11 protein-coding genes are annotated in these 12,331 nt (G+C 59.6%); 5 read left to right on the plus strand and 6 right to left on the minus strand.

The window, feature by feature from the left end:
• Positions 1-102: 102 nt before the first annotated feature.
• On the minus strand, positions 103-2,337 hold the full coding sequence (locus tag AO353_RS01465; RefSeq protein ID WP_054593362.1) for a DNA internalization-related competence protein ComEC/Rec2: 2,235 nt from the start codon (positions 2,335-2,337) through the stop codon (positions 103-105).
• Positions 2,338-2,471: 134 nt separating this feature from the next.
• On the opposite strand from AO353_RS01465, the gene AO353_RS01470 reads away from it, so the two are divergent.
• Both AO353_RS01470 and AO353_RS01475 read left to right on the plus strand, forming a co-directional pair.
• Positions 2,472-2,987 (plus strand): DUF2062 domain-containing protein, encoded by a 516-nt coding sequence (locus AO353_RS01470; protein ID WP_054593363.1) that lies wholly within the window; start codon positions 2,472-2,474, stop codon positions 2,985-2,987.
• 395 nt (positions 2,988-3,382) lie between these two features.
• Positions 3,383-3,757, plus strand: a complete 375-nt coding sequence (locus AO353_RS01475; protein WP_054593364.1) for a DUF6124 family protein — start codon at positions 3,383-3,385, stop codon at positions 3,755-3,757.
• A gap of 345 nt (positions 3,758-4,102) precedes the next feature.
• On the opposite strand, the gene AO353_RS01480 is transcribed toward AO353_RS01475, so the two are convergent.
• From AO353_RS01480 to AO353_RS01495, 4 genes are all read right to left on the minus strand, one after another.
• On the minus strand, positions 4,103-4,882 hold the full coding sequence (locus AO353_RS01480) for an ABC transporter permease (RefSeq protein WP_019689336.1): 780 nt from the start codon (positions 4,880-4,882) through the stop codon (positions 4,103-4,105).
• A complete protein-coding gene (locus AO353_RS01485) occupies positions 4,879-5,811 on the minus strand; it encodes an ABC transporter ATP-binding protein (RefSeq protein ID WP_054593365.1) in 933 nt (310 codons plus the stop codon). The genes AO353_RS01480 and AO353_RS01485 overlap by 4 nt, the downstream gene beginning before the upstream one ends.
• Before the next feature lie 133 nt (positions 5,812-5,944).
• Complete coding sequence (locus tag AO353_RS01490; protein WP_054593366.1) at positions 5,945-6,568, minus strand: glutathione S-transferase family protein; 624 nt, start codon at positions 6,566-6,568, stop codon at positions 5,945-5,947.
• Positions 6,569-6,613: 45 nt separating this feature from the next.
• Complete coding sequence (locus AO353_RS01495; RefSeq protein ID WP_054593367.1) at positions 6,614-7,273, minus strand: transglutaminase-like domain-containing protein; 660 nt, start codon at positions 7,271-7,273, stop codon at positions 6,614-6,616.
• Positions 7,274-7,522: 249 nt separating this feature from the next.
• Between AO353_RS01495 and AO353_RS01500 the strand changes: the two genes are divergently transcribed.
• Positions 7,523-9,970 carry an acyl-CoA dehydrogenase gene (locus AO353_RS01500; RefSeq protein ID WP_054593368.1) on the plus strand — a complete coding sequence of 816 codons (2,448 nt, stop codon included), beginning with the start codon at positions 7,523-7,525 and terminating at the stop codon, positions 9,968-9,970.
• A 95-nt stretch (positions 9,971-10,065) separates the two neighbouring features.
• Positions 10,066-10,464: a PA2817 family protein gene (locus tag AO353_RS01505; RefSeq protein WP_054593369.1), complete on the plus strand. Its 399-nt coding sequence runs from the start codon at positions 10,066-10,068 to the stop codon at positions 10,462-10,464.
• Between the two features lie 98 nt (positions 10,465-10,562).
• On the opposite strand, the gene AO353_RS01510 is transcribed toward AO353_RS01505, so the two are convergent.
• On the minus strand, positions 10,563-11,561 hold the full coding sequence (locus tag AO353_RS01510; RefSeq protein WP_054593370.1) for a LysR family transcriptional regulator: 999 nt from the start codon (positions 11,559-11,561) through the stop codon (positions 10,563-10,565).
• Between the two features lie 90 nt (positions 11,562-11,651).
• On the opposite strand from AO353_RS01510, the gene AO353_RS01515 reads away from it, so the two are divergent.
• Positions 11,652-12,278, plus strand: a complete 627-nt coding sequence (locus tag AO353_RS01515) for a hypothetical protein (RefSeq protein WP_054593371.1) — start codon at positions 11,652-11,654, stop codon at positions 12,276-12,278.
• The last annotated feature ends 53 nt before the right edge of the window (positions 12,279-12,331 follow it).

The following is a 12,331-nucleotide window of genomic DNA, read 5'->3' on the forward strand; positions in this document are numbered from 1 at the left end:
TCCCCTCGAAAAAGTCCGCCACTTTAACATACAGACTCGACAGAGAGACCCGACACGCCACAGACCGTGTGTCGCATGGCGCGCCGCGCTGATGACCGGTGGTTATTGGCTGACCAACGGCGGTGCACGCCAGAAACGTGGTTGCTGGCGCAGTGACTCGGGCGCCTCGAACGCCCCCAGACGCAAACGCAAGGCGCCCTGCTCGGCGCTGTCATAAACCTGCATACCCAGCTTGCGATAACGCGCCAGCACTTGCGGATGCGGATGACCGAACGAATTGTCGTGCCCACGAGAAATCAACACAGCCTTGGGTGCCAACGCGGTGAGAAAGGCCATCGACGATGAGCTGCGACTGCCGTGATGCGGCGCTTGTAGCCAGTCGGTCGCGACCGCCAGCGGACTTTCCAGCAACGCCTGCTCGGCCCAGGCGTCGATGTCGCCAGTCAACAACAGACGCTCGCCGTTGGCTTCGATCTGCAGGACGCAGGACTTCTGGTTGCTCTCACTCGCCCCGGACCATTGCCAGAGCGTAAAACCCACACCGTCCCACTCCCAGCGCTGACCGCTCTCGCAGGCCTGCGCGTACAACTCGGCCGGCAGGGCTTCGGGATCACCGCTGAGCACCTGCGCCACCGGCAATCCGCGTGCGACCGAGCGCGCGCCACCGGCGTGATCGGCATCGGCATGACTGATCAACATCACCTCCAGCTTGCGCACACCGAGCTTGCGCAACGACGGCAACACCACCCGCTCGCCCAGATCAAAATCACCGAAACGCGGACCGGCGTCATAGAGCAACGCGTGATGACGCGTGCGGACCACGATGGCCAGCCCCTGGCCGACGTCCAGTTGCCAGATTTCAGCCATGCCGTCAGGTACGGATCTGAGTGGCGGGAATACCATCAACAGCAACATCGGCCAGCCCAACAAACGCATGGGCAGGCCTTTGGGCAGCAATAGTAGAAAAGCGCCAAACGCACTTATCCCCCAGACCCAGAGCGGAATCATCGGTGCAACCCATGCCGGAATCCGCCCGGCCACCAATGCGAGACCGTTGAACAGCACGTCGAGCAATCCGCCGGCCAGCCACAACAGCCCTTCGCCGACATAAGGCAGCGGCAACAACAATGTCCCCAGCAAAGCCGGAGGCAACACCACCAGGCTGATCCACGGCACGGCCAGCAGATTGGTCAACGGGCCACTGAGACTGATGGGCAAACCGAGTATCAGCAGCAACGGACACAAGCCAATCGCGATCAGCCATTGCGCCCGCGTCCAGGTTTGCCACCAGCGCCAGGCGCCCAGGCGGCCGCCGAAGGTAAAAATCAGCACCGCCACCGCTGCAAATGACAACCAGAACCCCGCCTGCAAACTGGCCAACGGCTCAAGCAACAACACCGTATTCAACGCCAGCAGCAAAGGCCACCAGGCACCCAGATGACGAAACCGCAGGCGCCATAACAGCACCAGACCGATCATCACGCAGGCTCGGCGCACCGGCACCTCGAAACCGGCGAGCAACCCATAGCCGAGCGCCGCCGCGAATGCCATGCCGCAGGCCCACGGCAACCAAGGCAATCTCTGCGGCCACAATCCATAACGCGCCAATCCGGCAATCAGCAGATAAACCATTCCGGCCAGCAAACCGATGTGCTGCCCGGAGATCACCAGCAAATGCACGGTGCCGGTGTCTTGCAACACGCGCCAGTCTTCGCTGCTCAATCCAGAGCCGTCGCCCAGCACCAGCGCCGCCAACGCCCCCTCTCGCCCTTGTGCATCGACCGCCAGCAAACGCTGGCGAACAGCATCACGCCAGGCCCCTTGTGCAGGCCGGAGCAACTGCCCGTCCTTGACGCTTCCCGTCGCGCCGATGCGTTGTGCCAACAGCCAAGCGTCGTAATCAAAGCCCTGCGGATTGAGCAGGCCTGTGGGGCGCTTCAATTTCACCGCCAGTCGCCAGCGCTCGCCGCTGTTGACCGTCGGACCGTCGTACCAGGCCAATCGCATTAAACCCGGCAAGCGTGTGCGCCGCGATTCGCTATCGGCCAACTCGAAACGCACCACGCCTTGCGCGTGCTGCGGCAAGCCGACGACTCGTCCTTCGACCCAGCGGGTTTGCCCGTCGAGGTCCGGCGCCAAACGATCCGCCAAGGCCCAGTGCGCACTGGCACACGCCCAGCTGAAACCGAACAGAAAAAACGCCAGTGGGTACGTGCGAAATGGCAACAGCATCAATGCCAGTACGGGCAGCAACAGCAGTAACCAGACCGGTGGCAACACCGGTAAAAAACGCAAGGCCAACAGACCCAACGCGAGCGCCAACATCCCTGTGCGCATTAGCCTGTCCTTGAGAGTCCCCTCTCTTGGATTAGCCGAGTTACCACAGTCCGCATTTATTAATTGTCACAAAGTCTGAACGGGAGCTCCGTAGAATCCGGGCATACTTGCCGCTTGACCGACCGAGAAGCCTTATGCCCCGGCGCTTATTCAAACGTTACATGCCAGACCCGACCAGCATCCGGGAACACAAATCCTTACGCTTTCTCGGCACGCTGCTGCACGACCCGAACCTCTGGCACCTCAATCGGCATTCGGTTGCGCGCGCCATGGCCATTGGCGTGTTCGCCGCATTTCTACCGATTCCGTTGCAAATGCTGGTGGCGGCAATGCTCGCCATTTGGCTGCGCGGCAATATTCCGATCGCCGTGAGTCTGGTCTGGCTGACCAACCCGATCACCATGCCCGTGGTGTTTTACTGCACCTATCAGACCGGCGCCTGGCTGATGGATGTCCCCGCCCGCAGCCTGCCGGATGAGCTGACCTGGGAATGGATCAGCGGTGAGCTGTCGACTCTTTGGCAACCGTTTCTACTGGGCTCGGTGGTGACTGGCCTGGTGCTCGGCGCGTTGGCCTACTGCCTGACCATGATCTACTGGCGCTGGTGGGTCGGTCGGCAATGGACGCGGCGCAGGCAGAGTCGGATGTAGAACGCAATAACGGCACCTTTGAGGTGCCGTTATTGATTCCGTTACGCGCGTTTATATTTGCCGACTCAGCCTCCGTCGGAGGCTACAGCACCTTGCGTAGCGACCTACACCTACGCCAGAATCCGCCGGCTTGTGCGCCTTGGTCGTGGCCTCTATTGTTTCCGTGCCGCTGACAATTCAGCGGTCGGGTTTAGCAGCTCGGACCAAGGCACGCCAGTACCGCCTCTCGATCAGCCAGCACTTTTCTAGCGCTAGTTGTTCTGCATTATGGCGGCTGTGCGTGGGGCACTTCGGTGCGCCGGGATACTCCTTGGTCCGGTCTGCTAACCCGCGTACAGCTGCCACCCATCGTTTAGCAGCGACAGGTAGCGGCTTCACTTCCAAGGATATTTACCATGTTCAAACCAACTCCAAATCCGCCCGAAACCGACCCCGTTTCCCCCTACGCCTCTCTCGATTCAAAAGAGCTCCACGCCGCCGCGCACCGTGCGCTCGACCATTACCTCGTGCTGCCCGAGACCAAGCAATTGTTAGCCGACCGACGCCCTGGCTGCATTTTCGTCATCGCCCCCGACATCGACAGTGAAACCCTGCTGGCCCACGCCTGCGAGACCCTCGCCTCGGTCAATGTCATGGCCAGCGATCTGGCGTTTGAACTTGAAGGCCCCAAACGCAATACCGCGCTGGCGATTCAGCAGATGATTTCTCTGGCCGAGTTGGCGGTGAATCGGGCGCTGGATCACCTCGATCCACCGGACTCACCGCAGTAGCACGCCAACACGCTGATCGTTCCCGCGTGGGAACGATCAATAAAAAAAGGCCTCCACCCGGGAGCAACGCTGTTCACTTAAGGAAGTCTGGAGGCCTGAGAAGTATCTGTGGCGAGGGAGCTTGCTCCCGCTGGACTGCGCAGCAGGCCCAATTCAGGGCCGCTTCGCGCCCCAGCGGGAGCAAGCTCCCTCGCCACAACTGCGGATGTGCCTGAAACATCGGCTTAAGTGAACAGCATTATCCACTTGGGAGGCCGTTTTTTGTGTAGTACCCATCTTTTGCAGTGCTGACAATCACGCCTTCGCGAGCAAGCTCGCTCCCACAAGGATCGAGTTTGCCGCAGGTTAGGTGCGCATCCCGCGTCCGCTGACCAGCAACCGCGCGCAACCGATGTACAGCACTACGGTTGCTACCAGCATGAAGGTAATGGCGATGCTGATCTTGATGTCCGAAACACCGAGGATGCCGTAACGGAAAGCGTTGACCATGTGCAGCACCGGGTTGGCCAGCGACACGGTCTGCCAGAACGGTGGCAGCAGGCTGATCGAATAAAACACCCCGCCCAGGTAGGTCAACGGCGTCAGCACGAACGTCGGGATAATCGAAATGTCATCGAAGTTGCGTGCAAACACCGCGTTGATGAAACCCAGTAGCGAAAAGATCGTTGCCGTCAGCAGCACCACCAGCAGGGTAATCCCCAAATGGTGCACTTGCAGGTGAGTGAAGAACAGCGAAAGCAGCGTCACGATCACCCCCACCGCCAGGCCACGCAGCACTCCGCCCACGGTGTAGCCGATCAGAATGGTGTGCGGCGAAACCGGTGAAACCATCAGTTCTTCGATGGAGCGTTGGAATTTGCTGCCGAAAAAGCTTGAGACCACGTTGCCGTAGGCGTTGGTGATCACCGACATCATGATCAAGCCCGGCACGATGTATTCCATATAGGTGAAGCCACCCATATCACCGATTTGCCGGCCAATCAGATTACCGAAGATCACAAAGTACAGAACCATGGTGATGGCTGGCGGCAGCAGGGTCTGCGGCCAGATCCGGGTAAAACGCCGGACCTCTCGATAAACAATGGTATTGAGCGCAACGAGGTTGGGTTTCAGTTCGGAACTCATACGGCCACCTTCGCCAGATTTTTCTCCACCAGAGACACGAACAACTCCTCAAGGCGATTGGTTTTGTTGCGCAGGCTCAGCACTTCGATGTTCTGCATGGCCAACTGACCGAACAACGCGGTAATACCGACGGCCTTGTCGACCTGGACTTCCAGGGTGTGGCTGTCGACCAGGCGAGTCGGATAGCCGATCAACTGCGGCGCCACCGTCATGTCGTTCTTCAGGTCCAGCAGGAACGTCTCGACATGCAGCTGGCTGAGCAGGTTACGCATGCTGGTGTTTTCGACGATGGTGCCGTGGTCGATGATGCCGATGTTGCGGCACAGCTGCTCAGCCTCTTCCAGGTAATGCGTGGTGAGGATGATGGTGATGCCTTTCTGGTTCAGCTCGGTGAGGAAAGTCCACATCGAGCGACGCAGTTCGATGTCCACGCCGGCAGTCGGTTCGTCGAGGATCAGCAGGCGCGGTTCATGCACCAGCGCACGCGCAATCATCAGTCGACGCTTCATGCCGCCCGACAGTGAGCGTGACGGCACATCGCGCTTGTCCCACAGGCCGAGCTGAGTCAGGTATTGCTCAGCGCGTTCCTTGGCGATTTTGGGCGGGATACCGTAGTAACCGGCCTGGGTCACGACTATGTCGAAGGTCTTTTCAAACTGGTTAAAGTTGAATTCCTGCGGCACCACGCCGATGCAGCGCTTGAGCCCCGCCGGGTCGCGGTCCAGGTCGTGGCCAAAGATATTCACCGTTCCGCTGGTCTTGTTCACCAGGGTCGAGAGAATGCCGATGGTCGTGGATTTGCCGGCGCCGTTGGGGCCGAGCAAGGCGAAAAAGTCACCTTCGGCGACATCCAGATCGATACCACTCAAGGCCTGGAAACCGTTGCCGTAGGTTTTGGTTAGCTGCCGGATGGACAGAGCAGAACTCATATCGGATTTACGCACCAAGAAGGAAAGTCAGGAATAAATAAGAGCGGGCGGCGACCCATGCAACCGCGGCGCATGAACGCAATGGTGCTTGGCGACGCCGCACAAGTACAGTCAAGTGTGTTGATAGTCAGTATTAAGTCAACGCGGTCATGACAGCTTTTTGATAAGCCGGACGTTGCTTCAGTCGCGCATACCAGGCTTGCAGATGAGGCATTGGCGCTCGCTCGATGGGCATCTCGAACCAGGCATAGATAAAGCTGCCCAACGGAATATCGCCCGCGCCGATCTCGTCGCCGGACAAATACGGCTTCTGCGCCAATGCCTGGTCGACCATCGACAGCAATTGCTCACAGGTTTTCTGCGCCGCGTTGATCGCCACCCAATCCTGCTGATCGGCCGGGGTGCGCAATACGCCCCAGAACACCTGGCGGAAAGGTTCGGCAAACGACGAAGTGGTCCAGTCCATCCACTTTTCCGCGCTCGCCCGGGCCTGCACATCGGCCGGGAACCAGTTCGAACCCGCTGCGTGACGGGCAGCCAGGTAACGCACGATGGCGTTGGATTCCCACAGCACAAAACCGTCGTCTTCAATCACCGGAATGCGGCCATTGGGGTTCATCGCGCGATATTCCGGTGTGTCGACCACACCAAAAGCCCCGCCCGCATCCTGCGTTTCGTAGGTCAGCCCAAGTTCTTCGGCGCACCACAGTGCCTTTCTGACATTCGACGAATTTTTCCGACCCCAGATCTTCAGCATGACCGCTCCTCGATGGATGAATGCCGGGGCAGTCTACGCCCCGGATCAGCCGCGACTCAAATCGCTCTGCATGTCGCCCAACAGGGCTGGCGACTGCTCACCGAACAAATGCGGGTAGAGTTTTTCCAGGTACTCGAAGAAGAATGCTTCGGGCACGTCGGCGAACTGGCCATGGTCGACCAGGTACTCCATCGACTGCAGCCCCTGGCGATTGAACGGGTGGAAGATGCTGTCATTGATCCCGTCGAACTCCAGCGCCGGCACATCGAACAGCTCACAGAGCTTTTGGTTGAACGCCGGTGTGGCCTTGACCCAGCGCCCCTGCAAATACAACTCGGTGTAACCGTGCATGGCGAACACGTCACTCTTGAGCAACTCGATCAAGCGCGGGGTCGACAGGTGATTGCGCACATCTGCGAGACCAATCCGCGCGGCGATCCCGCAGTGCCGCGCGCAACCGGCCAGCAAAGTGGCTTTGGGCACGCAGTAGCTTTCACCGGTGGCCAGTGCATAACTGCCGCGCAAGGTCGCGGGATCACGGCTGAAGGTGTAGGGGTTGTAGCGCACCGCTTCACGCACGGCGTAATACAGGCTCACCGCCTGCTCGACCGGGTCACGGCTGTTGCCGCGGTGCCGTTCAGCGAACTCCACCACCGCTGGGTGGTCACTATCGATGAAGCGGCCGGGGCTCAGGTACTCGTGCATGAGAACAATCTCCTGGAGAAGCCCTGAGTCTATCGGCAGACCCAGCACAGAGATAACGACGTTTCGGCCAAATACGAGAGCTTGTCGCACGCTCAGCGGAGCTTTTTTACAGCGTCCGCCAGCGCTATCACTCACGAAATTCACCGCTGTTTCCCACGATTTCAAACACATCGCTCTGACCACCCTGTTTTGCAGATGCCGTCTAAGCTCTGAAGGTGGTTTTGACCCTGGCTTCACGGAGGATTGAATATGCTGTTGTTGTGGATACTGGTTCTGGTGGTCGGGATTGCCTGGCTGGCTCACCGCCGCATCGCGCCCCTGCCCGCCCTGGGTATCGTGGCGGTCTATCTGCTGGCGATGGGAATCTTCAGCCACGCTCGAGGCTGGCTGCTGCTGATTTTCTGGATCGTGCTGGCTGTCGTCGCGGCGCCCCTGCTGCTGCCCGACCTGCGACGCAAATATTTCAGTGCTCCATTGTTCAACTGGTTCCAGAAAACCCTGCCGCCAATGTCGCAAACCGAACGCGACGCCATCGATGCCGGCACCGTCTGGTGGGATGGCGAGCTGTTCAGCGGGCGTCCGGACTGGAACAAACTGCTGTCCTATCCCAAAGCGCAGTTGAGCGAAGAAGAACAGGCGTTCATCGATGGCCCGACCGAAGAGCTCTGCGCCATGGTCAGCGACTGGCAGATCGGCCAGGCGATGGACCTGCCGGCCGAGGCTTGGGCGCACATCAAGCAGAATGGCTTTTTTGCCCTGATCATCCCCAAGGAGTTCGGCGGCAAGGGGTTTTCCGCCTACGCCCACTCGCAAGTGGCGATGAAACTGGCCACCCGCAGCGGCGACCTGGCATCGACCGTGATGGTGCCCAACTCCCTCGGCCCGGCCGAACTGTTGCTGCATTACGGCACCGATGAACAACGCAACCATTACCTGCCCCGCCTGGCGCGTGGCGACGACATCCCGTGTTTCGCGTTGACCGGCCCGCTGGCCGGCTCCGATGCGGGCGCTATGCCCGACACCGGGGTAATCTGCAAAGGTGAATGGGAAGGTCAGGAAGTCCTGGGGCTGCGGCTGAACTGGGAAAAACGCTACATCACCCTGGGCCCGGTCGCCACCCTGCTCGGTCTGGCGTTCAAGGCCTATGACCCGGATCATCTGCTGGGTGACGAGGAAGACCTTGGCATCAGCCTCGCGTTGATCCCGACCGATACCGCTGGTGTGGACATCGGTCGACGCCACCTGCCCCTCGGCGCCGCCTTCATGAACGGCCCGAACTCCGGCAAGGATGTATTCGTGCCGTTGGACTTCCTCATCGGCGGCCAGGAGATGCTCGGCAAAGGCTGGATGATGCTGATGAATTGCCTGTCGGTCGGGCGTTCTATTTCGCTGCCGGCAGTCGGCACCGGGGCGGCCAAGTTCACCAGCCTGGTGACCGGCCAATACGCTCAGGTTCGCGAGCAATTCAACGTGCCGCTGTCGGCCTTCGAAGGGATTCAAGAAGCGCTGGCACGTATCGGCGGCAACGCCTGGATGATGGACGCCGCGCGGATGCTCACCGCCAACGCGGTGGATCTCGGCGAGAAACCTTCAGTGCTCTCGGCGATTCTCAAGTATCACCTCACCGAACGCGGTCGCGAATGCATCAGCCACGCCATGGACGTACATGGCGGCAAGGCGATCATCATGGGCCCCAACAACTACCTCGGGCGCAGCTGGCAAGGCGCGCCGATCTTCATCACGGTGGAAGGCGCGAACATCCTTTCGCGCAACCTGATGATCTTTGGTCAAGGCGCGATCCGTTGCCATCCGTTCGTGCTCAAGGAAATGGCCCTCGCCGGCCGTGAAGACAAGGACCAGGCACTGAAGGAGTTCGACGGCCTGCTGCTCAAGCACATCGGTTTCGCCGTGAGCAACGCCGCCAGCACGTTGGTACTGAACCTCGGCTTCGGGCATTTCGAACAGGTACCTGGAGACAAACTCAGCCAGGGCTACTTCCGCGCCCTCAACCGTCAGGCCGCGGCATTTGCCCTGCTCGCTGACCTGAGCATGATGCTGCTGGGCGGTGAACTGAAACGTCGCGAGCGTCTGTCGGCCCGACTCGGCGATGTGCTGAGCAACTTGTACCTGGCCTCCGCCGCCCTCAAGCGTTACCACGACCTCGATTCCCCCGAACACATGGCGCCGCTGTTTACCTGGGCCATGGAAGAGAGTCTCGGCCAGTCGGAACGGGCGCTGGATGAACTGCTGAGCAACTTCCCGAGCAAGGTCCTGGGTTGCCTGATGCGAGTCATCGTGTTCCCGTTCGGTCGCCGTCACAAAGGGCCGTCGGACAAACTCGGCGCCGAAGTGGCAGCGGTCATTGGCCGTGCCAAAGGCGATCCGACGCTCGAAGAGTTGCTGGGGGGATGTTACCGGCCACAATCAGTCGATGACCCGGTTGGTGCCCTGCAACATGCCTGCAACTTGCTGAGCGCCGCCCAACCGCTGCAGAAAAAAATGCACTTTGCGCTCAAGAGCGGGCAGTTCAAACCGGGTGCCGGGGAGCACGTCATCGACGCCGCCCTGGAGGCCGGCGTGCTGCAAGCCGCAGAAGCACATACCCTGCATGAGGCCGAAGCGGCGCGGCGCAAAGTGATCGACGTCGATGACTTTTCCAAGGAGCAACTTGAACTGGCGCAGGGCAAGACCCGCTAACGCGGTGGCTCATCCGGCGGGTCAATGATGAAAAGCGGGCGCTGGAGCTATATACTCCGGCGCCCGTTTTGCTTTTGATCTAGAGGACTCCCGTTATGCTCGACCAAATTCTCGTCCAGCTCGACCTCCTGCGCAGTATCCTGGTCGCTGTCGGTGAAGCCGAGCAGGTTCCAGACGAAAGTCATGCCTTGTTCCTGGAACGCTTCGACGAACTGCGTGCGTCGCTGCCAATCGATCCGATCGAAAGCCAATACCTGGGCCAGGACATTATTTGTCAGGTCATCACCCGTTATCCGCAAATTGCCCACCTGGTCCCCCGCGACCTGTTGTGGTATTTCGCCGGCGACTGCCTGCATTACATGCCCGACGATGAAATCGCCCTGTATCAGGCACTGGAAGAACGTCGTTACGAAGCCGAACAGAACGACGAACCGTTCGACTGGAATCAGGAAAAACAACTGCTGGCCCTGTCGAACCAGGACAGCAAGCACTGATCCCGGATCAGAAATACAAAAGGCCCGCATGGTTAAACATGCGGGCCTTTTTTTGTGGCATTGCCGAATGACTCGGTGGCTTGCTCGCGAAAGGGCCTTCAGAGTAATCCATAGCTCTCCGGCAACTCATACGCCGCCGCGACCTTGCCCGGACCACTCAATTTTCCCGGTTTGCCCAGCGTCGGCTCTTTCTCCAGACACTCCACCAGGTAATCGATAAACACTCGAAGTTTGGGCGGCAAATAGCGCGTCGGCGAATGCAGCAGCCAGGCACCGCCATGATAGGACGCCAGAAAGGTCCAGTCCGGCAGGACTTGCACAATCAACCCTTGTTCAAGCGCATGACGCGCCGTGAAGTACGGCAAGCTGCCAATGCCGATATGCTGCAGAACTGCCTCCAGCCGCACGCCAGTGTGATTAGCGGCGTACCGGCCACGGACACCGACGGTCACTGCTTTGGTACCTTTCTTGAACTTCCAGCGTGCATCGCCAGGCGTTTCGCCCAGATAGATACAGCTGTGATTGAGCAAGTCATGGGGATGAGTCGGGGTTCCGTGTTCAGCCAGGTATTGCGGGGTCGCGCAGAGTAAATGATCGATGGTCAATAATTGCCGGCCGACCAGGCCGACCGGTGGGCGATCCGTAATGCGGATCGCCAGGTCGACATGATCGTCGATCAAATCGACCTGACGATCCTCAAGCAGCAGCTCTACATCGACTTTGGGATAACGACGCAGAAATTCCTGCATATGCGGATGGATCACGAATCGCCCCACCGCCTTCGGTACGCTGACCCGCACCAGCCCTTCAGCTTCATGGGTGAACTGGCCACTGATCTCCATCACTGACCGAGCGGCGCTGACCATTTCCTGACAGCGCTTGAACACCTCTTCGCCACCGTCGTTCAAACGCAACTTGCGTGTGGTCCGCTGCAACAACCGCGTGGCCAGCGCCTTCTCCAGGCGCGAGATGCTGCGACTCACTGCCGAAGGCGACGAGCCCAGCTGTCGAGCAGCTTCCGAGAAGCTACCGGTCTCGACAACCTTGACGAAAATCGCCATTTCACCCAGCAACGGCAGCGGTAGATTTATGCTCACAGCGCAACAGTCCTTTGATGTTTGAACGGATTATCACGCAATTCCAGCCTTCATATAATAAAAATAGAAACTTTAATAAGGGCATGGAATATGACGTATCGCCTCTTTTTCCATAGCGATGATCTCAGCGCCAATGTGGAAGTCCTGGATTGCACGCCCTCCGAGAACGAGTTCGCCGTGGTGCTGCGCGCTACCCTGTTTCATCCCCAGGGCGGTGGCCAGCCGTGTGATACCGGCTGGATCGGCGAAAGCCAGGTCACGCGGGTCGTGCAAGAGCAGGATCGTATCGTGCACTACGTCGACCGACCGGTAGGCCCGGGCATGACCTCAATCAGGGTCGACGAACAACGCCGTCAACTTAATACCCGCCTGCATTCGGCCGGCCATTTGATCGGGCACTTCCTCGAAACCAAGGGCTGGACACCAATCAAGGCCCATCATTGGCCGGGCGAAGGCAAGGTCACCTTCACACCCGGTGAAACGTCCCAGGAACTGGAAGCCGAAACGATCCAGCAAGCCCTCGCCCAGTGGATCGCCACCGATCTGCCACGCCTGACTACGCTGCGCGAAGGTTCGCGTGAAATCGGCTTCGGTGAACTGCCCGCCTACGGCTGCGGCGGTACCCATGTAAGGCGCCTGCAGGAATTAGGCACAGTCACTATCGCAGCCCTTTCGCAGAAGAAGGGCACGCTTTCGGTCCGCTACGAGGTGGGCTGAAACATTCGGCGATGCTGCGCCCACTGCACGACATCGCCTGATGCCAGGCGCCT

It is taken from the genome of Pseudomonas fluorescens (genome assembly GCF_001307155.1).
Taxonomy (GTDB): Bacteria; Pseudomonadota; Gammaproteobacteria; order Pseudomonadales; family Pseudomonadaceae; genus Aquipseudomonas; species Aquipseudomonas helvetica.